At 74.9% G+C, this 25,172-nt stretch carries 25 protein-coding genes; 14 read left to right on the plus strand and 11 right to left on the minus strand.

What is annotated here, in order from left to right; genetic code table 11:
* The first annotated feature begins 3 nt into the window (after window positions 1-3).
* From ACYVGT_RS01905 to ACYVGT_RS01920, 4 genes are all read left to right on the plus strand, one after another.
* The gene (locus ACYVGT_RS01905) at window positions 4-897 is read left to right on the plus strand and encodes a LysR family transcriptional regulator (RefSeq protein ID WP_460854582.1); all 894 of its coding nucleotides are present in this window, start codon (window positions 4-6) and stop codon (window positions 895-897) included.
* Between the two features lie 135 nt (window positions 898-1,032).
* Window positions 1,033-1,938 (plus strand): 5-dehydro-4-deoxyglucarate dehydratase, encoded by a 906-nt coding sequence (gene kdgD, locus ACYVGT_RS01910; protein ID WP_460854627.1) that lies wholly within the window; start codon window positions 1,033-1,035, stop codon window positions 1,936-1,938.
* Window positions 1,939-2,019: 81 nt separating this feature from the next.
* Window positions 2,020-3,189 (plus strand): L-talarate/galactarate dehydratase, encoded by a 1,170-nt coding sequence (locus tag ACYVGT_RS01915; RefSeq protein ID WP_460854583.1) that lies wholly within the window; start codon window positions 2,020-2,022, stop codon window positions 3,187-3,189.
* 58 nt (window positions 3,190-3,247) lie between these two features.
* Window positions 3,248-4,573, plus strand: coding sequence for an enolase C-terminal domain-like protein (locus ACYVGT_RS01920; protein WP_460854584.1), 1,326 nt, complete (start codon window positions 3,248-3,250; stop codon window positions 4,571-4,573).
* 54 nt (window positions 4,574-4,627) lie between these two features.
* Here ACYVGT_RS01920 and ACYVGT_RS01925 read toward each other — a convergent pair whose 3' ends face one another.
* From ACYVGT_RS01925 to ACYVGT_RS01940, 4 genes are all read right to left on the minus strand, one after another.
* Window positions 4,628-5,404, minus strand: coding sequence for a YqjF family protein (locus ACYVGT_RS01925; protein ID WP_460854585.1), 777 nt, complete (start codon window positions 5,402-5,404; stop codon window positions 4,628-4,630).
* A 644-nt stretch (window positions 5,405-6,048) separates the two neighbouring features.
* Window positions 6,049-6,585, minus strand: a complete 537-nt coding sequence (locus ACYVGT_RS01930; RefSeq protein WP_460854586.1) for a flavin reductase family protein — start codon at window positions 6,583-6,585, stop codon at window positions 6,049-6,051.
* Window positions 6,582-7,481: a DsbA family oxidoreductase gene (locus ACYVGT_RS01935; RefSeq protein ID WP_460854587.1), complete on the minus strand. Its 900-nt coding sequence runs from the start codon at window positions 7,479-7,481 to the stop codon at window positions 6,582-6,584. Before ACYVGT_RS01935 ends, ACYVGT_RS01930 begins: the two co-directional genes overlap by 4 nt.
* Window positions 7,478-8,008, minus strand: a complete 531-nt coding sequence (locus ACYVGT_RS01940; protein ID WP_460854588.1) for a cupin domain-containing protein — start codon at window positions 8,006-8,008, stop codon at window positions 7,478-7,480. The genes ACYVGT_RS01935 and ACYVGT_RS01940 overlap by 4 nt, the downstream gene beginning before the upstream one ends.
* 96 nt (window positions 8,009-8,104) lie before the next feature.
* Here ACYVGT_RS01940 and ACYVGT_RS01945 point away from each other — a divergent pair, with 96 nt between their 5' ends.
* A complete protein-coding gene (locus ACYVGT_RS01945) occupies window positions 8,105-9,211 on the plus strand; it encodes an LLM class flavin-dependent oxidoreductase (RefSeq protein WP_460854589.1) in 1,107 nt (368 codons plus the stop codon).
* A gap of 37 nt (window positions 9,212-9,248) precedes the next feature.
* Here ACYVGT_RS01945 and ACYVGT_RS01950 read toward each other — a convergent pair whose 3' ends face one another.
* A complete protein-coding gene (locus ACYVGT_RS01950) occupies window positions 9,249-10,025 on the minus strand; it encodes an IclR family transcriptional regulator (protein ID WP_460854590.1) in 777 nt (258 codons plus the stop codon).
* A gap of 197 nt (window positions 10,026-10,222) precedes the next feature.
* On the opposite strand from ACYVGT_RS01950, the gene ACYVGT_RS01955 reads away from it, so the two are divergent.
* The 9 genes from ACYVGT_RS01955 to ACYVGT_RS01995 all read left to right on the plus strand — a co-directional run bounded on the left by ACYVGT_RS01955 (window position 10,223) and on the right by ACYVGT_RS01995 (window position 19,633).
* Entirely contained in the window at window positions 10,223-11,209 is a 987-nt protein-coding gene (locus tag ACYVGT_RS01955) for an ABC transporter substrate-binding protein (protein ID WP_460854591.1), read from the plus strand.
* Window positions 11,210-11,250: 41 nt separating this feature from the next.
* Window positions 11,251-12,135, plus strand: a complete 885-nt coding sequence (locus tag ACYVGT_RS01960) for an ABC transporter permease (protein WP_460854592.1) — start codon at window positions 11,251-11,253, stop codon at window positions 12,133-12,135.
* Entirely contained in the window at window positions 12,108-12,947 is an 840-nt protein-coding gene (locus tag ACYVGT_RS01965; RefSeq protein ID WP_460854593.1) for an ABC transporter ATP-binding protein, read from the plus strand. The genes ACYVGT_RS01960 and ACYVGT_RS01965 overlap by 28 nt, the downstream gene beginning before the upstream one ends.
* A gap of 66 nt (window positions 12,948-13,013) precedes the next feature.
* Complete coding sequence (locus tag ACYVGT_RS01970) at window positions 13,014-13,325, plus strand: DUF6506 family protein (protein WP_460854594.1); 312 nt, start codon at window positions 13,014-13,016, stop codon at window positions 13,323-13,325.
* A 478-nt stretch (window positions 13,326-13,803) separates the two neighbouring features.
* On the plus strand, window positions 13,804-14,424 hold the full coding sequence (locus tag ACYVGT_RS01975; protein WP_460854595.1) for a DUF1345 domain-containing protein: 621 nt from the start codon (window positions 13,804-13,806) through the stop codon (window positions 14,422-14,424).
* Between the two features lie 327 nt (window positions 14,425-14,751).
* Window positions 14,752-16,401: an SLC13 family permease gene (locus ACYVGT_RS01980; RefSeq protein WP_460854596.1), complete on the plus strand. Its 1,650-nt coding sequence runs from the start codon at window positions 14,752-14,754 to the stop codon at window positions 16,399-16,401.
* A 57-nt stretch (window positions 16,402-16,458) separates the two neighbouring features.
* Window positions 16,459-17,661, plus strand: coding sequence for a glycerate kinase family protein (locus ACYVGT_RS01985; RefSeq protein WP_460854597.1), 1,203 nt, complete (start codon window positions 16,459-16,461; stop codon window positions 17,659-17,661).
* Between the two features lie 254 nt (window positions 17,662-17,915).
* A complete protein-coding gene (locus tag ACYVGT_RS01990) occupies window positions 17,916-18,065 on the plus strand; it encodes a hypothetical protein (protein WP_460854598.1) in 150 nt (49 codons plus the stop codon).
* Window positions 18,066-18,505: 440 nt separating this feature from the next.
* The gene (locus ACYVGT_RS01995; protein WP_460854599.1) at window positions 18,506-19,633 is read left to right on the plus strand and encodes a hypothetical protein; all 1,128 of its coding nucleotides are present in this window, start codon (window positions 18,506-18,508) and stop codon (window positions 19,631-19,633) included.
* Window positions 19,634-19,848: 215 nt separating this feature from the next.
* Here ACYVGT_RS01995 and ACYVGT_RS02000 read toward each other — a convergent pair whose 3' ends face one another.
* Genes ACYVGT_RS02000 through ACYVGT_RS02025 form a run of 6 tightly spaced genes read right to left on the minus strand, consistent with a single transcriptional unit; the run spans window position 19,849 to window position 24,927 of the window.
* Complete coding sequence (locus tag ACYVGT_RS02000) at window positions 19,849-20,643, minus strand: IclR family transcriptional regulator (protein WP_460854600.1); 795 nt, start codon at window positions 20,641-20,643, stop codon at window positions 19,849-19,851.
* Window positions 20,643-21,623 (minus strand): carbohydrate kinase family protein, encoded by a 981-nt coding sequence (locus ACYVGT_RS02005; RefSeq protein ID WP_460854601.1) that lies wholly within the window; start codon window positions 21,621-21,623, stop codon window positions 20,643-20,645. The genes ACYVGT_RS02000 and ACYVGT_RS02005 overlap by 1 nt, the downstream gene beginning before the upstream one ends.
* Complete coding sequence (locus tag ACYVGT_RS02010) at window positions 21,620-22,264, minus strand: class II aldolase/adducin family protein (RefSeq protein ID WP_460854602.1); 645 nt, start codon at window positions 22,262-22,264, stop codon at window positions 21,620-21,622. The genes ACYVGT_RS02005 and ACYVGT_RS02010 overlap by 4 nt, the downstream gene beginning before the upstream one ends.
* The gene (locus tag ACYVGT_RS02015) at window positions 22,261-23,349 is read right to left on the minus strand and encodes an ABC transporter ATP-binding protein (protein ID WP_460854603.1); all 1,089 of its coding nucleotides are present in this window, start codon (window positions 23,347-23,349) and stop codon (window positions 22,261-22,263) included. Before ACYVGT_RS02015 ends, ACYVGT_RS02010 begins: the two co-directional genes overlap by 4 nt.
* On the minus strand, window positions 23,342-24,133 hold the full coding sequence (locus tag ACYVGT_RS02020; RefSeq protein WP_460854604.1) for an ABC transporter permease: 792 nt from the start codon (window positions 24,131-24,133) through the stop codon (window positions 23,342-23,344). Before ACYVGT_RS02020 ends, ACYVGT_RS02015 begins: the two co-directional genes overlap by 8 nt.
* Entirely contained in the window at window positions 24,130-24,927 is a 798-nt protein-coding gene (locus ACYVGT_RS02025; protein WP_460854605.1) for an ABC transporter permease, read from the minus strand. The genes ACYVGT_RS02020 and ACYVGT_RS02025 overlap by 4 nt, the downstream gene beginning before the upstream one ends.
* Window positions 24,928-25,172: the final 245 nt, after the last annotated feature.

A 25,172-nucleotide genomic window follows, 5' to 3' on the forward strand; every position in this document is an offset into this window, starting at 1 on the left:
ATCATGTACTCCTTCGATCAGCTCCGCTGCTTCGTGGCGGTCGCCGAAGAACTGCACTTCGGCCGCGCTGCGGAGCGCCTGTCCATGACCCAGCCGCCGCTGAGCCGGCAGATTCAGAAGCTGGAGCGCGCCGTCGGCGCCCGGCTGCTGGAGCGGGACCGGCGCCGGGTGGCGCTCTCCCCGGCGGGCGAGGCGTTCCTCATCGACGCGCGCCGGCTGCTGGTGCTCGCCGACAGCGCCCCCGAGACCGCCCGCCGGATCTCGGACGGCGCCAGCGGCCGGCTGCGCATCGGGTTCACCGCGGCCGCCTCCTACGGGCCGCTGGGCCGGCTGCTCAACCGGCTCGACGCCGCCCTGCCCGAACTCGACATCGAACTGGCCGAGATGGTCACCCGCGACCAGGTCGCCGCGCTGCTGGCCGAGGAGATCGACCTCGGCCTGGCGCGTCCCCCCTTCGACGCCGACGTCGTCGCCTCGCGGGTCCAGCAGCGCGAGCGCCTGCTGCTGGCCGTGCCGGAGGACCACCCGCTGGCCCGGCGCGGCGGGCCGGCGGGCCGCGCCGACCTGGCGGGCCTGCCGCTGGTGATGCACTCGCCGATCGAGGCGCGCTACTTCTACGACCTGGTGGTGGGCCTGGTGCCGATCGCGCACCAGAACGTGGCGCACACCGTCAGCCAGATCCTCACCATGGTCTGGCTGGTGGCCGCGGGGCGCGGCGTGGCGTTCGTGCCCGAGTCGGCCACCGGGCTCGGCATCTCCGGGGTCGCCTTCCTGCCCATCGACGGGCTGCCCGAGTCGCCCGTCGAGCTGCACCTGATCTGGCGGCGCGACTCCCGCAACCCCGCGCTGCGCCGGGTCCTGGAGGTGTGGCCGCCGGAGGACACCGCGCAGCGCTGATACCGCCGCGGTATCACCTCATGCTCAACGAGTCTTGGACAGCATCGAACGGGCCTTTCTACCGTTGCCCCGGACCACCGCGGAAGCCCGGCCGGGCTCCCGCGCCGCCGAGGCGAGGAGAAGCGCGTGAGCCCGATGGACCCCGGTGAAGCCGCAGCCCGGCTGGCGTCCGGACTGCTGTCGTTCCCGGTCACCCACTTCGACGGCGACCTCGCCTTCGACGAGGACCGCTACCGCGAGCACATCGCCTGGCAGGCCGGCGGCGGCGTGGCCGGGCTCTTCGCGGCGGGCGGCACCGGGGAGGGGTTCTCGCTCACCCCGGCCGAGCTGGACCGCGTGGTGCGCGCCGCCGTCGGCACCGCCGCCGGCGCGGTGCCGGTGATCGCTCCGGCCACCGGCGGCACCGCCACCGCCACCGCGCAGGCGCGCGCCGCCGAGGAGGCCGGCGCCGACGGCGTGCTGCTGCTGCCGCCCTACCTCACCGAGGCCGGCCAGGAGGGGCTCGCCCGGCACGTCGGCGCCGTGTGCCGCGCTACCCGGCTCGGCGTCATCGCCTACAGCCGCTCCAACGCGGTACTGACCGCGGCGACGGTGGCCCGCCTCGCCGAGGAGAACCCCAACCTGGTCGGGCTGAAAGACGGGGTGGGCGACATCGAGCAGATGACCCGCACCTACGCCAAGGTCGGCGACCGGCTCATCTACATCGGCGGGCTGCCGACCGCCGAGACGTTCGCGCTGCCGCTGCTGCAACTGGGTGTCAGCACCTACTCCTCGGCGCTGTACAACTTCCTGCCCGGCTTCGCGCTGGACTTCTACCGGGCGGTGCGCGCCCGGGACACCGCCGCCGTGTACCGCAAGCTGAACGACTTCGTCATCCCCTACACCGAGATCCGCGACCGGGGGCGCGGCTACGCGGTCTCCATCGTCAAGGCCGGACTGGACGCGGTGGGCCGCGGGGGCGGGCCGGTCCGCCCGCCGCTGACCGCGCTCACCCACGGCGAACGCGCCGAGCTGTCCGCACTCATCGCCGGAGTAGCCTGACCCGGCCCGCGAACCGCCGTCCCCTGCCCTCGCCCTCTCCGCCGTCGCCGGCCCGGCCGGCCGCACCCTCCAGAGGACGCCATGACCGCTCCGCACGCCCCCGCCGCCGACCGCATCAGCGCCATCACCCTCTCCCGCGCCGACGTGCCCCTACCGCGCCCCATCAGCGACGCCAAAGTCCTCACCGGCCGCCAGAAGCCGCTCACCTCGGTGTCGGTGCTCTTCGCCGAGATCGCCACCGAGGACGGCGCCGGCGGCATCGGCTTCACCTACTCCAAGCGCGCCGGCGGCCCCGGGCAGTACGCCCACGCCCGCGAAGTCGCCCCCGAGCTGATCGGCGCCGACCCCGCCGACATCCAGCGCCTGTGGACCCGGCTGCTGTGGGCCGGCGCGTCGGTGGGCCGCAGCGGGCTCGCCGCCCAGGCGGTGGCCGCCCTCGACATCGCCCTGTGGGACCTCAAGGCCAAGCGGGCGCGGCTACCGCTGGCCAAGCTGCTCGGCGCCCACCGCGACGCCGTCGACTGCTACGACACCTCCGGCGGCTTCCTCTCGGCGCCGCTGGAGGAGGTGCTGGACAACGCGCGCGCCGCCCGGGTCGCGGGCATCGGCGGCATCAAGGTCAAGGTCGGCCACCCCGACCGCCGGGCCGACCTGGAGCGGGTGGCCGCGCTCCGCGCCGAACTGGGCGACTTTCCGCTGATGGTCGACGCCAACCAGCAGTGGAACCGCAGCGCCGCGGCGCGGATGGGCCGCGACCTGGAGGAGTTCGGCCTCGTCTGGATCGAAGAGCCGCTCGACGCCTACGACAACGCCGGCCACGCCGCCCTCGCCGCCAGCCTGGCGACGCCGATCGCCACCGGCGAGATGCTCACCAGCGCCGCCGAGCACGCCGCGCTGCTGGAGGCGGGCGCCGCCGGCTTCCTGCAGCCCGACGCCGGCCGCATCGGCGGCATCACCCCCTTCCTCGACGTCGCCGCGCACGCCCGCCGCTGCCGCGTGCGCCTGGCACCGCATTTCGCCATGGAGATCCACCTCCACCTCGCCGCGGCCTACGAGATCGATCCGTGGGTCGAGCACTTCGACTGGCTGCAGCCGCTGTTCACCGAGCACCCCGCCATCGCCGGCGGCCGCATGTACGTGCCCGACCGGCCCGGGCTCGGCATCTCGCTGAGCGACCAGGCGCGGGCCTGGACCGTGCAGCAGGCCCGCATCGACGCCGACGGCACCGCCGACCTGCAGGGCGGTGCGTGATGGCCCAGGTGCCCCCGGACCCGGCCCCCGTGCAGCGCCCCGCAGGGGAGGTGCCGCGATGAGCCAGCCCGTCGTCGCGGAGATGCGGGTCGTGCCGGTGGCCGGCGAGGACAGCATGCTGCTCAACCTCTCCGGCGCCCACGCCCCCTACTTCACCCGCAACCTGGTCCTGCTCACCGACTCCGAGGGCCGGACCGGACTGGGCGAGGTGCCGGGCGGAGAGCCGATCCGGCGCACCCTGGAGGAGGCCCGCGACCTGGTCACCGGCGCTCCGGTGGGCGCCCGCAACCGGGTACTGGCCGCGATGCGGCGCCGCTTCGCCGACCGCGACGCCGCCGGCCGCGGCGCCCAGACCTTCGACCTGAGGGTGGCGGTGCACGCCGTCACCGCGGTGGAGTCGGCGCTGCTCGACTTGCTCGGCCGCCACCTGGAGCTGCCTGTTGCCGACCTGCTCGGGGACGGCCGCTGCCGCGACCGCGTCCCGGTCCTGGGCTACCTCTTCTACGTCGGCGACCGCACCCGCAGCGGCCTGCCCTACCGGGCCCCCGCCGCCGGCGCCGACGACTGGCTGCGGCTGCGCGACCAGGAGGCACTGGACGCAGCGGCCGTCGTGCGCCTCGCCGAGGCCGCGCACGCGCGCTACGGCTTCCGCGACTTCAAGCTCAAGGGCGGGGTGCTCGCCGCAGCCGACGAGGCCGCCGCGGCCACGGCCCTCAAGGAGCGCTTCCCCGGCGCCCGCATCACCCTGGATCCCAACGGCGCCTGGCCGCTGGCCGAAGCGGTCGACGTCGCGCGCTCCCTGGCTCCGGTCCTGGCCTACGCGGAGGACCCCTGCGGCGCCGAGGACGGCTACTCGGGCCGGGAGACCATGGCGGAGTTCCGCCGGGCGACCGGCCTGCCGACCGCGACCAACATGGTGGCCACCGACTGGCGCCAGCTCGGCCACGCGGTACGCGCCGGAGCCGTCGACATCCCGCTGGCCGACCCGCACTTCTGGACCATGGCCGGCTCCGTGCGGGTCGCCCAGCTGTGCGACGCGTGGGGTCTCACCTGGGGCTCGCACTCCAACAACCACTTCGACGTCTCGCTGGCGATGGCGGTGCACACCGCAGCCGCGGCACCCGGGGAGATCACCGCGATCGACACGCACTGGATCTGGCAGGACGGCCAGCGGCTCACCGCCGACCCGATGGCGATCTCCGGCGGCGAGATCGCACTGCCGGAAGCACCGGGCCTGGGGGTGGAGCCCGACCCGGACCGGATCGCCGCCGCCCACGACCTCTACCTCCGCCACGGGCTCGGCGGCCGCGACGACGCCGCCGCCATGCGCACCCTCGTCCCCGGCTGGGAGTTCGACCCGAAGCGCCCGAGCCTGGTGCGGTGAGCTGCGCCGCCCGGGCCGAGGCCGGCTAAGGCAGGGCTGGTCCGGGCGGCCTGCTCACTGCAGGCTCGGTGCGAAGGAGCTCGACACGCCGGGCGACCAGAGCACCGATTCCGGATCCTGAGTGAGCGGCGTGATGCCGGCGGCGGCCAGGAGTCCGCCGCCGTGGTGCAGGAGGGCGGCGCGGTGCAGCCGCCACGGGCGGTGGGTGACCCCGATCCACCAGGTGCGTCCGAGGTGGCGGGTGTGCAGCCCCCACCGGGCGGTGAGGAAGTGCTCCAGCGGGCCCGGCTCCGCCAGCTCCGCGCCGACCTGCAGGGACCAGGAGGCGCGGGCCCGCCCCGGCGCGCGGCGCCGTACCGCGCCCGCGCGGCGCCCGTTCCGGCCGCGGTGCAGCGCGACGTCGGACCAGACGTAGGGCAGCCCGGCCAGGCTGCGCGCGGCTGCGGTGACCGGTGCCGAGTCGGCGTCCATGGACACGAAGACGACGCCGCGCCGGCCCCGCTCGTCCACGGAGTACAGGCGCACGTTGGCTTCGCCGAACGCGCCGGTGGGGACCGCGCCGAAGGCGACCGATCCGGGGACCCGGAACGCCACCAGCCCCGCGTAGGCGGCGCCGCCGAGCGTGTCCACCCGGGTGCCCTCGGGGAGCAGCGGCGCCACGTCGGCGGCCTCGACCCTCCAGTGGAGGAAGGCGACATCGGTCCAGATCTGCCGGAGGAACGGGGGGCCGGGTATGGGGGGCGGCGCCGGCGAAACGGCGTCCGGGGCGCGCCAGTGCGGGCGCCGCTCGGCGCGGCTGCCCTTTCCGGCGGGGCGCGTTCGGGTGGCCACTCCGGCCTCCTCTGTGCGGTCGGTGCGGACTCGCGGCCCGGGGCGGAGGGCGCCTCGGGCGAGGCGGGATCCCGCCTGCGGACATCCTGCCAGGCGGGTGCGCGGCGTCGGGCGGCGGCTGCCCCGCGCCGCTGGGCAGAGGCCGCAGGCCGTGCCTCCAGGCGGCCGGGCCGGCTTCCGGGCACGGCGGGTCCGCGGAGCGGTGGGCGGGGCGCTGGCCGGCCGGCCCGGCGGTGCGCCCGGCCGCAGCGCCGAACGGCTGGACACCGAAGAACGCCCCGCCGCGGGTGAGGCGGCCGGGGTGCGCGGAGCGTGGAGACCGGGGGCGCATGCGCGGCCGCGGCCCGGTGCGGGCCTGCGGCGGGCGCCGCGGAACTGCCGGTGCCCGGGCCGGTCCCGCCGGAGGTTCTCGCTGAAGCGTTCCGGGCAGCGGTGGAAACGCGCCACGGCAGGCTGATCCGGCCCCGGGCGGCGCGGTCCGTCCAGACCTCCGTGCCGCTGGCCGCCGCGGCTCCCAGAGCCGCCGTGTGCCCGCCTTTCCAGCGCCTCACCGTCCGCAGCGTGGCGACCGCGGAGCCGGGCCGGCCGAGAGCGCGCCTCCGTGCGGTGGCGGACCGCGCGGAGGCCGCCCGGTGCGCGGCGGCTCAGGCGATGCGGCGCAAGGCGCCGAAGGCGCGCTGGTGGTAGAGGAGCGGGCGGTGGGGACCGGCGGTCCGGGCGGCGCAGACGCGTCCGAGGACCAGCCAGTGGTCGCCCGCCTCGACGATGCGCTCCGGCACACACTCCAGGTGGACGGCTGCGCCGGCGAGCAGCGGCGCGCCGCCGGCGCCGGGCTCCCATTCGGTGGGCGGGGCGAAGCGGTCGCCGCCGCGTCGGGCGAAGCGGGCGGCCAGCTCGTGCTGGTCCTCGGTGAGCAGGTTGACGGCGAACCGGTCGGCGCGGCGCAGCCGGGGCCACGTGGTGGAAGTCGCGGCGATGGCGAACGCGACCAGCGGCGGGTCCAGGCTGAGCGAGGTGAACGAGGTCGCGGTGAGCCCCACGGGACCGCCGTCGTCGGCGGCGGTCACCGCCACCACGCCGGCCGCATGGGCGGCCAGGGCGCTGCGGAAGGTGTCCGCGTCGACGGCGGGTGGTGCAGCGGGGGAGTGCGGGGCGGCGTGCAGGCGGGCGGTCCGGCTCATGCTGCGTCCTCCTCGGTGGGCGGTGCGGCGGCGGTTGCATGCCAGACGTCGCCGGTGGCGGTTGCCGTGCGCAGGGCACCGTCGGGCAGGCGGCCGCCGGCGAGCAGTTCGGCCTCGCGTCCGGTCAGGGTGCCGAACTCGGCCAGGAGCTCGGCGGGCTCCGGCAGCGGACGGGCACCGGCGGTGATGCCGGGCCGCACCCGCTCCAGGGCCGCCTCGTACTCCTCGGGCGTGCGGAAACCGGGCACTACGGCAGTGCGTCCGGCGGACGCGACCACCACGGTGGGCAGGCCGTAGCGGTGCCCGCCCTCCTCAGCGACCGGCAGCCCCGGCGCGGGCGTCGAACCGGTGCGTGCGGCCTTCTCGGTGTCCGGATGCACCCGCCGGGCCTCGGCGGCCTCCGCGTGCAGCAGTCCGTGCACGCGGTCGCTGCCGAAGTCGGCCAGCAGCGCCTCCACATCGAGCCCGGGCACCCCCTCCAGGGCCCGGCGCGCGCCCGTTGCCGAGTCGGCGGGCCTGCCGTGCAGGTACACGGCTTCGCGCAGGCGGCGCAGGACGCGCTCCGCCACGGCGGGCCCCTGCCGGCGGGCGCTGATGGCCGCGCGGCAAGCGGGCCCGGTGGAGGAGTGCAGCCAGTGCAGGCGGCCGGTGATCGGTGCGCCGGTGGCGCGGGCGGCCGCGGTCCAGCGCTCCAGCCGCGCCGGGGCGGAGCCGACCGCGTCGAATCCGGAGTCGTCGGCCCGGGCATCGGCGATCTGCAGCCCGAACACGCGGCGCCAGCGCACGAGGTGGCCGTAGCGCAGCCGTAGCAGGCGCAACTGCGGCTCGCTCGCCCAGGACACGACGCATCCGGGGTCGGTGTACTCGGTGACGGTGACCGGGGCGGGCGCGCTCACCGGCCGGCCCCGTCCGGCCGCTGCGCAGTACTGGCGCAGTCGCTGCCGCCGCCTTCAGCGGGCGCCCACAGGCTGGGCAGGTTGACCACGATGCCCTCCTGGGTGCTGCGCCCGATGACGACGACGGCCTCTTCCTCGGCGGAGGGGTTCTCTTCGCGGTGCGGCACGTAGGGCGGCACGAAGACGTAGTCGCCGGGCCCGGTGTCGATGCGGATCTCCTCGTCGCCGTCGGCGAAGACGAACGAGGGGTGGCCGGAGACCACGTAGATCGCGGTCTCGGCCTCGCCGTGGTGGTGGTCTCCGGAGTTGGTGGCCGGGCCGACGTGGGTCTGGCCCATCCAGATCTTCTGCGATCCCACCGTGGTGCCGGAGACCGCCTCGAAGCGGCGCATGCCCGAGGTCTGCCCGGTGTCGCCGCTGACCGCTTTCGCGGGGATGTGCTCGAGCCGCCCGTGCCACACGCTGTCGCCGTGGGCGCGCCCGGGGGAGGGCTTGCCGGAGCGGTCTCCGTGTTCCGTGGCCGTCACCGCGGCCTCCGATCCATGTAGTCGACTATCTTGACCGAATTACTAGGCATTACTACATTATGGATCGACGATCGCGCAATATGGGATGAGGGGCACATGGTTGAGTTCATCGGCATGATCAGGACCGCCGACCAGTCAGAGATCCGCAAGCGCCGGGGCCCTCTGCTGGACCGGGACTACACGCGGCGCTTTGCGCAGGCCCACGAGGACGGCGGCTTCGACCGCGTCCTGATCGGCTACCACTCCTGGGACGCCGACGGCTTCGCCGTCGCGTCCTACGCCGCAGCCCACACCGAGCGGCTGGGCTTCCTGATCGCCCACCGGCCCGGCTTCGTCGCGCCTACGGTCTGGGCCCGCTCCATCGCCACGCTGGACCAGTTCACCCAGGGCCGGGTGGCGGTGCACATCATCAGCGGCGCCAGCGACACCGAGCAGCTGCGCGACGGCGACCGCAGCGACAAGCCGGAGCGCTACCGGCGCACCGACGAATACCTCGACGTGGCCAAGCAGACCTGGTCGGCGACCGAGCCCTTCGACCACTCCGGCGACTTCTACTCGGTCGAGGGCGCGCTGTCCCAGGTGCCCACCTTCTCCCGGCCGCGAGTGCCGGTCTACTTCGGAGGGTCCTCCGCCGACGCCTACCGGGTGGGCGGCAAGCACGCCGACGTGTTCGCCCTGTGGGGCGAGCCGCTCAAGGAGACCGGTGAGCAGATCGCCGCCGTGCGGGCCGCCGCCGCGCAGGCCGGGCGCGACCCGGCCGAGCTGGGCTTCTCGGTGTCCTTCCGGCCCATCCTCGGCCGCACTGACGCTGAGGCGTGGGAGCGGGCCCACTCCATCCTCGCGGACATCGAGGGCGGGGCCGCGCCGCCGCCCGGCAACGGCAGCGCGCCCTACATCCTCGGCAGGGAGGGCAGTGCGGGCTCGCAGCGGCTTCTCGCCGCGGCCGACCGCGGCGAGGTGCACGACCGGGCGCTGTGGACCGCCCCCGCGCGCGCGACCGGCGCGGCCGGCAACTCCACCGCCCTGGTCGGCAGCCCCGAGACGGTGGCCCGCGCACTCCTGGACTACGTCGACATCGGGGTGACCGCGATCCTCATCCGCGGCTACGACCCCCTCGACGACGCCGTCGCCTTCGGGCGCGACCTGCTGCCCCTGGTCCGCTCCGAGCTGGCGCACCGGGCCGCCGCGTCCGCGCCGGCCTGACCTGCGCTGCGCCGCGGCCAGCCGTCCAGCGGCGTCTTCAGCCCGCGCCCAGCTGGGCCGACAGCCGCTGGGCGGCCCCGGTCACTGCGGATGCCAGTTCGGGCAGCCGGTCGTCGCCGAAGCGCACGCTGGGCACCTGCAGTGCGACCGCCGCGAACACGCCTCCCGAGGAGTCGCGCACCGGCGCCGCGATGGCACGGACTCCCAGTACGCGCTCCCCGTCGGCCAGCGAGTAGCCGCGCGCGCGGATGCGGGACAGCTCGGCGTCGAGTTCGGCGCGAGTGGTGATGGTGGCATCGGTGTAGCGCGGGTAGGGCTCGGGGCCGTGCAGGCCCGGGTCGCCGAAGGCCAGCAGCGACTTGCCCATCGAGCAGACGTGGATGGGATTGCGGGCGCCGGGCTGCTGGTCGTAGCGGAGCGGCTGCGGCGAGGGGAACTGCATCAGGACCGCCACCTCGTCACCGGAGCGCACCCCCAGCGTGACCGACTCCCCGGTCGCGTCGCGCAGCGCCTCCAGGGCCGGCTGCATGGCGGTGGCCCCGAGCCGCTCCAGGGCGATGCGGCCGAGCACGGCGGCGGTGGCGCCGAGGTGGTAGCTGTCCGTCGCAGGGTCGCGGCCGAGGAGCCCGGTGCCGTGCAGTGCCCGCATCAGGCGGTGCGCCGTGCTGACGGTCAGGCCGAGGCGGTGCGCCGCCTGGGTGGGGGTGAGCGACGGTTCTCCCTCGAAGCACCGAAGGATCGCGATCGCGCGATCCACCGACTGGGTCCCGGTACGGGAGCGGGCGGCCGTCGACTCTGGGGTCTCGGTGGTCATGGTCTCCAGTCTCGCTCCCCGCGGGGGCCGACGTGACACACGGCACTGCCGGGCCAGCGCGGCCGCTTAATCCACAATATTGACTGACTAAGTAGGAATTACTATATTGCGGGATGTTGAGATCGCAATGTGGGACCAAGTGGGACCAAAGGGCCGTGCGGGCCTCCCCGCCGGCCACCATGATCAGGAGCCGATCCATGACCGTCCACCAGCGCGCGGCGGCCGCCGCGGCCGCCGCCGTCCTCCTCGCCGCGAGCGGCGCGTGCGGCGGAGCCGGTGCCGAACCCGCCGACGACATCAGCGAGGTCACACTGCGGGTCGGCGACCAGACCGGGGCCACCAAAGCCCTGCTGGAGGAGGCCGGACTCCTCGACGACGTCCCCTACACCATCGAATGGTCGGAGTACGCGGCTGCCGTCAACCTCCACGAGGCGCTCAAGGCCGGCGCTATCGACGTCGGCGGCGCGGCCGACGCCCCCACAGTGAGCGCCATCGCGGGCGGGTCCGACATCCAGGTCTATGCCGCCTGGTCCAACGACGGAAAAGGCACCGCGCTGGTCGTGCCCGAGGACAGCGGCGCCGAGGAGCTCGCCGACCTGCAGGGCGCCGAGGTCTCGCCCACCACGCGCGGCAGCATCGCCCACTTCCTGCTGCTGCGCGCCCTGGAAGAGGAGGGCCTGGACTTCGGCGCCGTCGAACCCACCTTCCTGGCCCCCGTCGACGCGAGCACCGCGTTCTCCGCCGGGTCGGTGGACGCCTGGGCCACCTGGGGCGTCTACCTCGAGCGCGCCCGCGGCGAGCTCGGCGCCCGCACCCTCGTCGACGGCGAGGGGCTGCTGCCCGGCTACAACGTGCTCAGCGCCACCGACGAGGCGCTCGCCGACCCCGCCACCGCCGAGGCGCTGGCCGACTACGCCGACCGCGTCGACGCCGGCTACGCCTGGGGGCGCGAGAACCCCGGCGAATACGCGGAGTTCTACGCCGACTTCGCCGGCCAGCCGGTGGAGATCGCCGAGCAGGTCGCCGACTCCAACACCTCCTACGAGCGCATCCCGGTCGACGCCGAACTGGGCGAGCGGCTCCAGGAGACCTACACGACCTGGATCCAGGGCGGGGTCCTGCCCGACCGCGGCCTCGATCTCGGCGAGTCCATCGCCGCCGACGCGCCGGAGGCCGGGTCGTGACCGGCCCCGCGCCGCACTCCACCGCAACCGAGGGGACGACCGTGACCGTCGGACAGGCCTCCCACCCCGCCCTGCCGGGCGCCGCCGAGCAGGACGCCTCGGGGCGCAGGGCCGCGCCACCGGTGGCCGCCGAGGACCTGCGCAGTGCCGCCGAGCGCCGCCGGCGCGTCCCGCGGTGGCTGGTCAAGACGCTGAGCCCGGTCGCCCTGGTCGCGCTGTGGCAGATGGCCGGGTCCACCGGTGCGCTGCCCGCCGACACGCTCGCCGCCCCGTCGGTCGTGCTGGCCACTGCGGCCGACCTCGCCGGGACCGGCGAGCTGCAGGAGGCCGTGGCGGTGTCACTGGGCCGCGTGCTGGCCGGCCTGCTCATCGGGATCGCCACCGCGCTGGTCCTGGCGACGCTGTCCGGACTGTTCCGCCTGGCCGAGGACATCATCGACGCCCCGGTGCAGATGCTGCGCACCGTCCCCACCATCGGACTCATCCCGCTGCTGATCATCTGGTTCGGCATCGGTGAAGAGCCCAAGATCGCGCTCATCGCGCTGACGGTCACCTTCCCGCTGTACATGAACATCTACGGCGGCATCCGCAACGTCGACTCCGCCCTGATCGAAGCGGCCCGCACGCTCGGCGTGGGCTGGCTGGGCACCGTGCGCCACATCGTGCTGCCCGGGGCGATGCCCGGTGCCCTGGTGGGCCTGCGCTTCGCGCTCGGCTCGGCGTGGCTGGCGCTGGTCTTCGGCGAGACCATCAACGCCACCTCCGGCATCGGCTACCTGATGAACAACGCCCGCGAGTTCTTCCAGACCGACGTCATCGTGGTCTGCCTCGCCCTCTACGCCCTGCTCGGGCTCCTCGCCGACCTCATCGTCCGCCTCCTCGAAAGGGTGCTCCTCGCATGGCGACCGGCCTTCAGCGGAACCTGACCACCGGGCCCGGTGCGGCCGCGCCCGCAAGCGCCGCCGCACCTGCGGACGGCGCCTCCGGCCCCCGGCAGGACGGCGCAGTGGTCGCGGTGCGCGGGCTCACCCGCGCCTTCGACGGCCGCCCGGTCCTGCACCGGCTCGACCTCGACGTGGCGCCCGGCGAGTTCGTCGTCCTCCTCGGCGCCAGCGGCTGCGGCAAATCGACGCTGCTGCGCGTGCTGGCCGACCTGGACCGCGGCTTCCAGGGCGGCGTGCGGGTGGCCCGCAACCGGGCGGTGGGCTTCCAAGCGCCGCGGCTCGTGCCGTGGAAGCGGGTCTGGCGCAACGTGGTGCTCGGCCTGCCCGGTCGGCCCGACCGCGCCCGTGCCGTCCGCGCCCTGGAAGAAGTGGGGCTGGGCCATCGCACCGCGGTGTGGCCCAAAGTGCTCTCCGGCGGGGAGGCGCAGCGCGCGGCGCTGGCCCGCGCGCTGATCCGCGATCCCGACCTGCTCCTGCTCGACGAGCCGTTCTCCGCCCTGGACGCCCTCACCCGCATCAAAGCCCAGGAGCTCGTCGCCGAACTGTGGCAGCGGCACGGCTGCGCCGTCGTGCTCGTCACCCACGACGTCGAGGAGGCGGCGCTGCTGGCCGACCGCGTCCTCGTGATGGAGGGCGGCGCCATCGCCCACGACGTCCATGTCGGCCTGGCCCGCCCCCGGGACCGCTCCGCCGCCGGCTTCGTCGCCCTGCGCACCCGCCTGCTCGCCCTCCTGGGCGTCGGCGGCGACCGCTCCGGGGACGGCGCGCCCGAAGACACCGACACGGCGCATTGACTTCGCGTTAAGACGAGGTTCTAGCGTGGTCGGCGACCAACCGCACCCACCGCAGGGAGGCGCGCTGTGAGCAGCGTCTGGGCGAGCATCTTCGAACACCCCGGGACCGACCCCGTCGCCGACCGGACGGTGCTGGAGGGCGGCGGGCAGCGGACCCTGCTGGTCCCGGTCGCCGACCAGGACGACGCACCTGCCGTTGCCGAGCGCCTCGCGGCCGAGGACGGCGCCGCACTGATCGAGCTGTGCGGCGGGTTCCGCACGGCGACGGTGGCGGCCGTCATCGCCGCCGTCGGCGACCGCGCCGCGGTCGGCCACGTCACCTACGCCGTCGACGCCGTGCGCGGGGCGGCCTCCTACGCCGCGCAGTTCGACGGCTAGAAGGCGGCCGAGCGCCGGCGCCCCTCCTCGCCTGCCGCGTGGCGTCCCCGCTTCCACCGCGCCGGCGGGGTGCCGGTGGTCTGCACGCGACGGCACCGAGCGGCCGGGGCTGCACGGGGGGACGTAGCGGTCGGGCCGACCGACCAGCGGAGGCCGCCCGGGTGTGCGCGAGGGCCGCGGTGACGGGCTCGGGGGCGGGGGCCCAGCGCCTCCTGCCGTGCGGGCCCTGGGGCGGACCGGAGCGGGCTGTCCGCCGCGGCCCAGGACCGGCGGCACGGACTCAGCGATGCTGCGAGGGGGCTGCGTGCCCGCGCTGCAGACGCTTCCCACAATCAGGAGTCGGCCGCGGAAGGGCCCGGCCGGCCGGGCGCGGCAGCCCGATCCCCGGATCGGGCCGCGCTAACGTGGCGGCCCGGCACAAGCGGACACGGCGCAGTGCCGGCGGTGAGGGGGAGCGGCGATCGTGGGCGGGGTGCCGGTGAGTCCGTTGGCCAGGCTGCTGCTGTCGGTGGCGGTCGGCCTGGCGGCCGGACTGCTCAGCGCCGTGCTCAGCGGCCCCGTGCTCGGGGTTCTCGCGGGGATCACCGCAGCCGCAGGGCTGTTCCTGGTGTCCGGGGTGGCGGCCCTGTGGCCGATGGACCCGGAGACGACGCAGCGCAACGCCGTCCAGGAGGACTACCAGCCCGTGTTGGAGGAGCTCTCAGTGGTGGTGGCGACGATCGCCAGCCTCGCCGCGATCGCCTTCCTGCTCGCGCCGGACCGCCCGGCCGCCGAGAACGCCGCCGCAGCGGTCGGCCTCGCGGGGGTTTTCATGAACTGGGCGGTGCTGCACCTGATGTACACGGCCCGCTACGCCCACCTCTACTACGCCGAGCCGGCGGGCGGAATCGACTTCAACCACGCCGGCCAGCAGCCCAGCTACCGCGACTTCTTCTACTTCAGCTACACCGTCGGCATGTCGTACGCGGTCGCCGACAACAACGTCTCCAGCACCGCGGTCCGCGCCATGGTGCTGCGCCACGCCGTGCTCTCGTTCATCTTCGGAACGGTCATCCTCGCGGCGACCATCAACCTCGTCGCCGGGATCGTCACCGGCTGAACCGCGCCGCCCGCGAGTCGAGGATGCTGTAGGGAGGCGCGATCCTGCGCTCCTTCAGCCGGGGCTCCACCAGGTAGCGCCGGATGCGGTCCTGCCCGCCGGCGGGCCGGCCGGCGGTTCGAGGATCTCGCTACCGGGTTCGGCAGCGGAGGTCCCGCGGGCCGGCGGTGAGTCCGCTGCTGTTCGTCTGCGGGTCGGAGGGCCCCGGCCGCGGGAGGACGGGGCCGGGCGCCTGCGGGAAGCGCTGACCACTGCAGATCCGTTCATGAGGACTTGCTCATGAATGCCTCATCGGAGGTTCAGCAGCGCCCGAGAGGCTGAACCACCATGAGCAGATACACCGCTGCGCCGGATGAAGCCGCCGACTCGGGCGCCGGCGCCGCCGCGACCGCTGCCGCGCCAGGCACGGAGACCGCGGAGCCCGCCGCCGCGCCGGAGGTGTCCGGCCCGACGTCGCCCACCGTGCCGATGGCGCCGGCCCCCCGCCGGGGCTGGGCCGCGTACGCGGGCACGGCCGCGGCGATTGCCGCCGTTGCCGCGGGCACGCTGGCCGCCGCGGTCCTGCTGCCCGCGGGCAGCGGCCTCACCGCCGGCGGCCGCACCGTGCTGGCCGTCTTCACCGCGGCCGTGCTCTGCTGGACGCTCACCCGCGCCGACGACACCTTCATCGGGATGGCCGCGGTGACCGCCCTGATCGTCCTCGGCGTCCTGCCCTACGGCGACGTGCTCGGCCTGCTCGGTGCGGAGGCGGTCTGGCTCCTGGTCGCCGCCGGCATCCTGGCCGCCGGGATCGAAGCGGCCGGGCTCCCGGCTCGCGCCGCCCGCGCCCTCATCGGCCGCGCCACCACCGTCCGCGGCCTGTTCCACCTGGTCACCGCCGGCGTGGTGCTGACCGCGCTGGCGATCCCCTCCACCTCCGGCCGCGCCGCGCTGGCCCTGCCGGTCTTCCTGGCGCTGGCCCGGGTGTTCGGAGACCGGCCGGCCGTGGTGCGGGCGCTGGCACTGCTCTTCCCCGCGACGATCCTGCTCACCGCGATCGCGACCCCCATCGGCGCCGCCGCCCACCTGATCGGCGACGAGATCCTGCGCGGCATGACCGGGTCCGGCATCGGCTTCGGCCACTGGCTGCTGCTCGGCGTCCCGCTGGCCGCGGTCTCCGCCCACCTCGCCGCCGAGCTGGTCCTGCTGCTGATGACCCGGCGCAGCGACCGGCGCGGCCGCCTCTCCGCCGACGTCCGTATCGACGGCCTCGCAGCACAGCGCCCGGACGCGGCGGCTTCCGCTGCGCCCGGCGCGGGCGACCGCCCCGAGGAGGCCGCGGCCCCCTCAGCCCGCTTCACCGCCGCACAGCGCCGCATGCTCGCCCTGGTCGCCGCCGTCGTGGCGCTGTGGTGCACCGAATCCCTGCACGGGCTGCCCCCGACCGCGGTCGCGCTGATCGGCGCGCTGGCGGCCACCGCCCCCGGCTACGGGACCGTGCGCATGACGGCCGCGCTGAAGTCGGTGCCCTGGCCGCTCCTGGTGTTCATGGTCAGCGCGACGGCACTGGCCGAGGCCCTGGTGCAGACCGGCGCCGCCGAATGGGCGGCGCAGGCCGCGCTGCAGGTCGCCGCCGGCTGGCAACCCGCCGCAGTGCTGACCGCGGTCGTCGCGGTCAGCGCGGCCGCCCACCTAGTGCTGCAGTCCCGCTCGGCGCGGGCGGCGGTGCTGGTGCCCGCGGTCATCCCGCTGGCCGCCGCGTCCGGGCTCAACCCCGCCGCCGCGGTCTTCGCCTCCACCGCGGCCGCCGGCTTCTGCCACACGCTCACGTCCTCGGCCAAGCCGGTGGCGCTCTTCTCCGACCTGCCCGACGGCACCCCCACCTACCGCAGCGCCGACCTCCTCCGCCTCGCGCTGCTCCTCGGCCCGCTCATGGTCGCCCTGGTCATGGGCGCCGCCCTCTACATCTGGCCGTACCTGGGACTGCCGCTGCGCTGACGCGCGCTCCCGCACCCCGCACCCCGCATTCTCGTACAGCCACGGAAAGGCCCCGCTATGTCTGAACAGCACCGGATGCGCATCCTCGTCGCCCCCAGCGGCTTCAAGGAGTCCCTCGACTCCGGCGCCGTCGCGGCCGCGATCGCCGAAGGCGCCTCCCGCGCCGTGCCCGGCGCGCTGATCGACACCGCCCCCATGGTCGACGGCGGCGAAGGCACCGCAGCGGAGATGGCGCGCAGCACCGGCGGCCGCCTGGTGCACACCACCGTCGAGGGCCCGGTCGGTGAACCGGTCGAGTCCCACTTCGCGGTGCTCGGCGGCCCCGGGCCGCGCACCGCGGTCGTCGAGATGGCCGCCGCGGCCGGGCTGCGCCTGGTGCCCCGCGACCGCCGCGACCCGGGCGCCACCTCCACCTACGGCGTCGGCACCCTGATCGCAGCGGCACTGGACCAGGGCTGCGAGCACATCATCGTCGGCTGCGGCGACTCGGGTACCAGCGACGGCGGCGCCGGCATGCTGCAGGCGCTCGGTGTGCGGCTGCTGGACGGCCGGGGAGCCCCGATCGGGCGCGGCGGCGCGGAACTGGCGCGGCTGGCGCGCATCGACGCCTCCGGCCTCGACCCGCGCCTCGCCGGCACCTCCACCGTGCTGGCCTGCAACCCCTTCAACCTGCTGACCGGGCCGAAGGGCGTCGCGCGCGTCTTCGGCCCGCAGAAGGGCGCCACGCCGGAGCAGGTGCGCAGCCTGGAGGCGGCGCTGGAGAACTGGGCCGCGCTGCTCGGCGCGCACGCGGGGCGCGACGTGCGCACCGCGCCGGGCAGCGGCGCCTCCGGCGGGCTCGGCGCGGGCGCAGCGGCCGTGCTGGGCGCCCGCCTCGTGCCGCGCTTCGAGGTGCTGGCCGGCCACCTCGACCTGGACCGCCGGATCGCGGCCGCCGACCTGGTCATCACCGCTGAAGGCGCCATCGACTACCAGACGCCGAACGGGAAGGTGCCGGCCGAGGTCGCCCGCCGCGCCCAGCGCTACGGCACCCCGGTCGTGGCCCTAGCCGGCACCGTCGGCCGCGGCGCCGACCTCAGCCGCGCCGCCGGCATCGCCGCGATCTCCGGCATCCTTGCCGCCCCGATCGACCTGGCCGGCGCCATCGAGCAGGCCGCCACCCTCACCGCCGACGCCGCCGAGCGCACACTGCGCATGATCCTGGTCGGCGCCGGCCTGCACGGCCCCGCCCGCCGCCGCCTCCTCCCGGCCGCCGGGTGAACCGGCGCGTAGCTGCTGCTCGATGGTTTCGCGACAGGTCTAGCGACGGCGACAATGCACCCCGTTCCGTCTGCACCGCTCCTCCTGCCTGAGGCGGCAGTATCGGCGGAGCCGCCACGCGGCATGAGCGAGGCGGGGTACGGGGTGCCCAGGGGCTCGACCGGCCGAAGTCGGGGGCCAATGACCGATGTCATCACCGGTCGGTGATGGCGGCATCTACATCGGTGCCTGGGGGATCAGGCAGGGTCGCGGTCATGGCTAAGAATCGGATCACCTTCGTCGTCGCGCCCGTCATCGGCCTCGCAGTCGGGATTCTCCTGTTCGGAGATGTCGGACTCGGCATCGTGTTCGCGGCCGCCGCGGTGGGGGCCGCACTGTGCCTGGTCCCGATGGCCGAGTCCTAGCCCCCTCTGGGCGGGGCAGGGAGCACCCGTCCCGCGGGGCAGCCCCATCCGTCCGGCGCTTCGCACCGGACGGGTCAGAGGGCACCCGAACGGAGCGCCGCCTGCGGCGTTGACAGGCCGCAGGACTTCCGTGCGACTTCGGCAGGGGGAGCAGGCGGGAAGTGCGGAGCGGCGCCTGCGCCGCGCCGGCAGCAGCGGCGGCCAGAGCAGGCATAGCCGCAGCGGTCGGGCGATCTCGCGGAGACCATTTCCGCCTGCGGCCCGGGTCCGGGGATCCGGTTCGCAGAGTTCCGCGGCCGGATACGGCGGGGCCCATGCCCGCGGTGCCGGATTCGTTGAGACTGAGGGCGCTTTGCCCGTTGTTCGCCAAGGTGCTGTGCGGGGTTCGCGCGGCGGCTGTAGCGTCCGGGCCGGTAGCGCAGCGGAGAGGACGTGGACCGATGGTGCGGCGGAAGACGATGGCAGGACTGGCAGCGGGGGCGCTCGCGGCGTCCGCCATGGCCGGCCCGGCTGCGGCGGAGTCCCTTCCGGAGGAGGTGGACGGCGGCGCCTGGCCGGCGGGGCACGTGCAGGGCATCGCGCTCGACGAAGAGCGCGGCCACATGTACTTCTCCTTCACCGACACCCTGGTCAAGACGGACCTGGACGGCGACGTCGTCGGCACCGTCACCGGGCTCACCGGACACCTCGGCGACCTGGCCTTCGACGAGCGCGACGGCCGCGTCTACGGGTCGCTGGAGTACAAGTCGGCCGAGGCGTTCTACATCGCCGTCTTCGACTCCGAGCGCATCACCCGCACCGGCATGGACGCCGAGGAGGACGGCGTGCTCGGCACGGTCCACCTCCAGGAGGTCGTCGACGACTACACCGCCGATATGGACGGCGACGGATCCTTCGACGGCGACACGGCCGACACCGCCGACCACCGCTACGGCGCGAGCGGGATCGACGGCGTCGCCTTCGGCCCCGAGTTCGGCCGCAGCGGGGGGAAGCCGCTGCTGACGGTGGGCTACGGCGTCTACTCCAACACCGAGCGCACCGACAACGACCACCAGGTGCTGCTGCAGTACGACACCTCCTCCTGGCGCCGCTATGAGCGCCCGCTCGACCAGGGCGCCCCGCACACCAGCGGGCCGGACGAGCCCGGCGGCAAGTACTTCGCCTACACCGGCAACACCACCTACGGCGTGCAGAACCTGGCCTACGACGCCCACCGCGGGGACTGGCTGATGGCCGCCTACGAAGGTGAGAAGGCCGCCTTCCCGAACTACTCGCTGTTCGCCGTCGACGGCGCGTCCCAGCCCGAGCAGGGCGACCTGCGCGGCCAGCCCGAACCCGAGCAGGGCCTCCTCCTCCCGCTGCGCGAGGAAGGACTGCACGACCCGGAGACCGGCGTCCGCGGCTGGATGGGCGAGGGCCAGTACGGCCTCGAATCCGTCGGCGGCGGCCGCTTCTACGTCGTCGAGAGCGGCCAGCGCGACGACGGCGGCACCGAACTCGAAACCGCCACCGCCCGCCTGCACACCTGGACCGGCGACACCCCCGACCCCTTCACCCCGGTCGGCTGACGGGCGCCCGGCCCCGGGGGTCTGCCGGGGCCGGGCCGGACGCTCCTGGCGGCGGGTGGGGAGCAGCGAGGTGCGCGGCGCAGCCGGACTGCGATGCAGCGTCCGGGCGACCGGGCACCCGGGCCTTGCGCGCTGAGTACCCCCGCCGGTCCGCTCGGCCACCGCCGCGGCCGCCGGCGGAGGTGCGGCACGGCGGTGTCAGCGGGGCGGCGCCGTCACCGGGCGCCTTCGGGCTGCTCTGTCATGCCGAGTGCGAGCGAGGCGGCCCGGGCGGCGCTCTCCAGGCGGCCGACCTGGGTGGCGAGCTCGGTGTCGGGGAGGTGGGCGGACAGGCCGCTGATGCTGAGGGCGGCGACCACCGCGTGGTCGTGGTCGCGCACCGGGACGCTGATCGCGCGCACGCCCTCCTCGACGTCGTCCTGGCTGACGGCGTGCCCGGCCGCGCGGATCTCGGCGATCTCGGCGCGCAGCCGGTCGGCGGCGCCGGCGTCTGCCCCCTCGGCCTGGCGGAACGGGCCGGCCAGGTAGCTTTCGACCTGTTCATCGGGCTGGGCCGCGAGCAGCAGCCGCGGCCCGGCACCCAGGTGGAGGGGGAGCGAACCGCCGATCCGCAGCGTGTGGGTCGCCGCGTAGCGGCCGTCGAGGCGCTCCACGCAGACCGCCTCGGTGCCGTGCGGCACCAGCAGGAACACGGTCTCACCGGTGGCGCGGAAGAGGTCCTGCAGGGCCGGCAGGGCGCGCTCGCGGACCCCCATGCGGCGGGCCATGGCGCTGCCGATGCGGAACGCTCCCACCCCCAGGCGGTAGGTGCCCGGGGCCGGCCGCTCCACGTAGTCGCCGGCGGCCAGGGTGTTGAGGATCCGGTAGCAGGTGCTCTTGTTGAGGTCGAGGGAGGCTGCGATGTTGCCGAGGGTGAGCGGCTCGGGCGAGGCGGCGAGCTGGTCCAGCACCGCCATCGCCTTGACGAGCACGCGGACCGGCTCGCCTCCGCCCGACGTCCGCTCCGACATCACGGTGCCTTTCGAGTGCTGGGTTCCGCGGTCCGGTTCAGCCTATCCCGGGAGGGCCCGCTGTTTCGGACGTCCAGCACCTGGGGGAGGCCGGCGATGCCGGCGTCCGATCCCAGTCCGCCGGCCACCAGCGCAGCGGCGGCGGCGCCCAGCCGGGCCGCCTCGCGGAGCGTGCTGCCGCCATCGCGCCCCACGAGGAAGCCGGCGCTGAAGGCGTCGCCGCAGCCGGTGGTGTCCACGACGTCGACGTCCAGTGCCGGGACCTCCTCCTCCACCCCTTCGGCGACGATGAGCGCGCCGTCGGCCCCGCGGGTGACCACTACGGTCTTGGCCCCCGCATCGCGCAGGACCTGCGCGGCCCGCGGCAGGTCCGCCAGGCCGGTCATGCCCCGCAGCTGGTCGTCGTTGGGCAGTACGTAGTCCGCCAGCGGCCACAGGCGCTCCAGTGCGGCGAGTGCCGCGGGGCGCCCGACGGTGAGCAGGTCCACGCTGATCACCGTGGAGTGCGCGGCCGCATGCGCGAGCAGCTCGGGCAGCGGGCCGGAGGCGAACGCCCCGAGGACGTCGGGGCCGCCGACGTGCACGGCGTCGGCTTCGGCGAGCACGTCGGCGTCGACGTCGCCGGCGGAGAGCAGGCCCATCGCGCCCGGCGCGTGCAGTGCCGGGCGCGAGCCGTCCGGGCGGATCGGCAGGATCGTCGCGGGGGTGGCCGCGCCGGGCTTCACGGCCAGGCCGCCGGTGCCGACACCGTGCTGGTCGAGCAGCATGCGCAGCATCCGCCCCGCCGCGTCGTCGCCGATGGCGCCCACCGACTGCACCTCGGCGCCCAGCTTGGCGAGGTCGACCGCGGTACCGCCGGCCGTCCCGGCGGCGGTGAGGCGGATCTCCTCCAGGACGCTCCGGCCCTGGCCCTCGGGGATACCGGTCACCGGGCGTCCGAGCACATCGAGGATGTGCGCTCCCAGGCAGACCACTCTCACTGCGCTGTCCTCCGTTCCGCGACCGCGGCCAGTTCCGCCTCGTCGAGCAGGCGCGGAGTCCCCAGCGGTGCCGCCGTGGTGTACAGCTGGCACAGCCATTCGACCAGGTGGGAGCGTTCGTAGGCTTCCTCGGCGGTGGCTCCGTGGGCAACCGCGCCGTGGTTCTGCAGGAGCGCGGCACTGCGCCCCGCCACGGCGGTGCGGACCGCCGCGGCCAGCTGCCCGGTGCCGTAGGTGGCATACGGCGCCACCCGCGGAGGGCCGCCGAGCCGGACGACGTAGTAGTGCACCGGGGGCAGCCGCTCGTGCACCAGGGAGACCGCCGTGCTGTGCAGGCCGTGGTGGTGGACGACGGCCCCGATCCGGTCCCCTTCCGCGCCGGTGTAGAGCGCCAGGTGGAGCGGGGTCTCCGAGGACGGGGTGTGCGGGCCGTCGACGACGCGTCCGTCGAGGTCGACGACGCTGACGTCGCCGGGGCCGGTCGCGGCGTACTCCCGTCCGGAGGGGGACACGGCGATGAGGCCGCCCACCCGGACGCTGACGTTGCCGGCCGTCCCGGTGACGAGCCCGTCGGCGTGCATCCGCCGCCCGGTAGCGGCCACCGCGGCCCGCGCGGCATCGAGGTCGGCAGCCCCGTTCACGCGGCGGCCTCCGCGCCGTCGGGAACGACGACGCCGGCCTCGGCCCGCCAGCGCACCTCGACCCGGTCGCCGGGGGCGACGGCCCGCCCGTCGGTGCCGTCGCGCACCTGGCCCTGCGCGCCGTCGTCGAAGCGGAGCAGCACCCGGCGGAAGGCGCCCTGGTAGACGACGTCGGAAACGGTCGCCGAGAGCCGGTTCCACCCGGCCTCCTCCGTTCCCGGCGCCGGTTCGGCGAGCAGCATCCGCTCGGGCCGGACGATGAGCGCCCCCGGGCCGTCGTCCGCGGCGCAGCGCAGCTGCGCCGAGCCGGTGTCGAGGACTCCGCCGGCCACCCGCCCCCGGAACAGGTTGGAATCGCCCAGGAAGGTCGCGACAAACCGGGAGGCCGGCGTCTCGTAGAGCTCGCCGGGCGTGCCCACCTGCTCGATGCGGCCGTCGCGGAACACGGCGATCCGGTCGGACAGCGCCAGCGCCTCCTCCTGGTCGTGGGTGACGAAGACGAAGGTGATGCCCAGCTCGGAGTGGAGCCGCGCGATCTCCAGCTGCAGCGACTCGCGCAGCTTCTTGTCGAGTGCGCCCAGCGGCTCGTCCAGCAGCAGGGCGCGCGGCCGGAACACCACCGCCCGCGCCAGCGCGACCCGCTGCTGCTGCCCTCCGGAGAGCTGGGCCGGGAGGCGGTCGCCGTGGCCGCCCAGGTGCACCAGCTCCAGGGCCTCCGCCGCGCGGCGGGCGGCCTCGGCGCGGGCCACCTTCCGGCGGCGCAGCGGGAAGGCCACGTTCTCGGCCGCGGTCATGTGCGGGAAGAGCGCGTAGCTCTGGAAGACCATGCCGAGGTTGCGCCGGTGCGCGGGGCGCCGCGCGATGTCCTCGCCGTCGAGCAGGATGCGCCCGGCGGTCACCGGCTCGAAGCCGGCGACCATGTTGAGCGTCGTGGTCTTGCCCGACCCGCTGGGGCCGAGCAGGGTCATGAACTCGCCGGGCCGCACCGCCAGGTCGACGCCGTCGACGGCGGGCGCCGCGGTTCCCGGGAAGGTCTTGGTGAGCGCTTCGACGCGGATGCCCGCGCCGGGGTTCTCCTCAGGCATGGCGGTTACTCCTCCGTGCCAGGCCGGCGAGGCCCAGCAGGACGGTGGACACGGTGAGCACGATGGTGGAGGCCGCGGCGATGGTGGGGTCGACCTCGTTGGTGACCGAGGTGAACATGCGCACCGGCAGGGTCTGCAGCTGCGGGGACTGGACGAACATCGAGACCACCACCTCGTCGAAGGAGGTGACGAAGGCGAACAGGGCCCCGGCCAGCACTCCGGGCCGGATGGCGGGCAGCGTGACGTGGCGGAACCGCACCCACGGCGAGGCGCCGAGGCCGGCGGCGGCGCGTTCCAGGACGGGGTCGCGGGTGCGCAGCGCCGCCGAGACGTTGACCAAAACGAACGGCAGGGCGAGCACGGTGTGGGCCGCTATGAAGCCGGTTGCGGTGCCGATCAGCCCCCAGTTGAGGAATGCGGCGTAGACGGCGACGGCGACGACGATGCCCGGCACGATGAGCGGCGCCATGAACAGCCCGTCGAGCGGCCCGGCGAGGAGCCGGGGCGCCCGCTCCAGCGCGAACGCGGCCATCGTGCCCAGCACGCTCGCCAGAACCGTCACGATCGCGGCGAGCTGCAGCGACACCAGCAGCGCCGTGGTCCATCCGGTGTCGCTGAAGAACGTCGCATAGTGGCGCAGGCCCCACGAGGACGGCGGGAAGGCGAAGCTGTCCTCGCCGGAGAAGCTGATCGGGACGACGACGAGCGTGGGCACCACCAGCCAGAGGCCGACCAGGGCGGCGACCGCCACCAGGCTGTAGCGCAGCGCGCTTCCGGATCTCACTGCGCACCTCCGGCCATGCTCGCGCCGACGGTGCCCGTGCTCTGGCCGCGGGTGCGGGTGGCCATGCGGACGGCGCCGAGCAGCAGCAGCGTCACGATCAGCAGGGTGACCGCGAGCGCCCCGGCCGCGCCGAAGTCGACGATCTGGTTGACCTGCACGGAGATGAACTGGGCCAGCATCGACTGCTGCGGCGACCCCACCAGCGACGGGGTGACGTAGAAGCCCAGGGACAGGACGAGCACCAGGGTGGCGCCGGCCGCGACCCCGGGGAAGGACAGCGGCAGGTAGACCCGCAGGAACGCCTGCAGGGGAGAGGCGCCCAGCGACAGCGCGGCGTCCACCAGGCGGCGGTCAATCGACCGCATCGCCGTGTACAGCGGCAGCACGACGAAGGGCAGCATCACCTGGGCCATCGCCAGCGTGACGCCGGCGCCCGTCCCGAGCAGCCGGACTTCGCCGAGCCCTGCCGCAGCCAGCGTGCGCTGAACCGCTCCGCCGTCCTGGAGGAGTACGACCCAGGCGAAGGTGCGGGCCATCAGCGAGGTCCAGAACGGGACCAGGACCACCACCAGCAGCACGGCCCGCCAGCGCGGCGTCGCGACCGTCATGAGATGGGCGTAGGGGTAGGCCACCAGCACGCACACCGCGGTGACGACCAGCGCCATGACGAGCGTGCGCTGGATGACGCTGAGCGCGACTCCCTCGCCGGTGATCGCGGCGTAGTTGGCCAGACCCGGCTCCGGTGCGGTGACCGAGAGCCAGAGCAGGCGCAGGGCCGGGACCACGAAGAACACCGTCAGAACCGTGATTGCGGGAAGGGCCAGTAACCAGATGGCGGCCCGGGCCGGTGCGCTGCGCCGGGGCCTGTGCCGCTGGGCCCGCACCGCACCGCGGCCCGGCCCGGGGGGAGCTGAAGTCACCGCCATCATCGACCCTTCCGCCGAACAGAGCATTCCGCAGTGCGATACCGATTTTGGAAAGTGAAATAACGGTGGCCGCGGGGTGCCGGTTCTGTCAAGACCCGGATGCGGAATGCCTT

The sequence above is a fragment of the Nocardiopsis coralliicola genome, from assembly GCF_054779695.1.